Source organism: Acetobacter lambici, assembly GCF_011516885.1.
Classification (GTDB): Bacteria; Pseudomonadota; Alphaproteobacteria; order Acetobacterales; family Acetobacteraceae; genus Acetobacter; species Acetobacter lambici.
The window spans coordinates 1-571 of the sequence record NZ_WOTD01000178.1; the positions used below are offsets into that span (position 1 = coordinate 1).

Annotated in this window: 1 protein-coding gene and 1 pseudogene; one reads left to right on the plus strand and one right to left on the minus strand. The window is 53.1% G+C overall.

Annotation, left to right across the window (positions count from 1 at the left end; genetic code table 11):
• Positions 1 to 387: helix-turn-helix domain-containing protein (locus tag GOB86_RS15750; RefSeq protein ID WP_165993590.1), on the plus strand; the 387-nt coding region annotated here is incomplete at its 5' end.
• 48 nt (positions 388 to 435) lie between these two features.
• Here the strand turns inward: GOB86_RS15750 and GOB86_RS16295 are convergent.
• Positions 436 to 571: pseudogene (locus GOB86_RS16295) on the minus strand (site-specific integrase); the annotation flags it as partial.

Consider the following 571-nt stretch of genomic DNA (forward strand, 5'->3'; position numbering starts at 1 on the left):
ATGTCACGAAACGCAAAATGCTTGTCTCAACCGGATAGTCTGGAACAGAAGTCCGGCTCACAACGCATTTCCGCATATGTAAGGCGGGGATTGATGCGGTATCAGGAAGCAGCGGATTATCTCGGGATCGCCAAGGGAACGCTGGCCAACTGGGTTTCACAGCGAATTGGCCCACGGTCCATCAAGATCGGCAGTATGCGATTGTTTCGTCAGGAAGATCTTGATGTCTTCATTGAGGAAAAGCTTTTTGAAACCGAAAGGTTTGAAAAACGCCGTCGCCGTCAGCGCGGACGGGGTGCGCTGGTCCTGACCTGCCAGCATCCTGATCTGTTTCTCTTCTCCGTGCTGGTCCTGGCGTTGGCAGTCTTCATCTTCACCGTGCCATAGGCTTTTTTTAAACGCGCTCTGGTTATCTTTGGTTATCCTGACTAGCAGCTAGCGTGTTTTGTCTGCGATGTCTCCAGGCACGGGTTGGTAGTAGCGATTGAGCGACTTCAAGTCGCGATGGCCCGTGACCCGGGTCAGTTCAATCGGGTTCAGATAGCGGGCCAGACGCGATGTTGCTTCATGG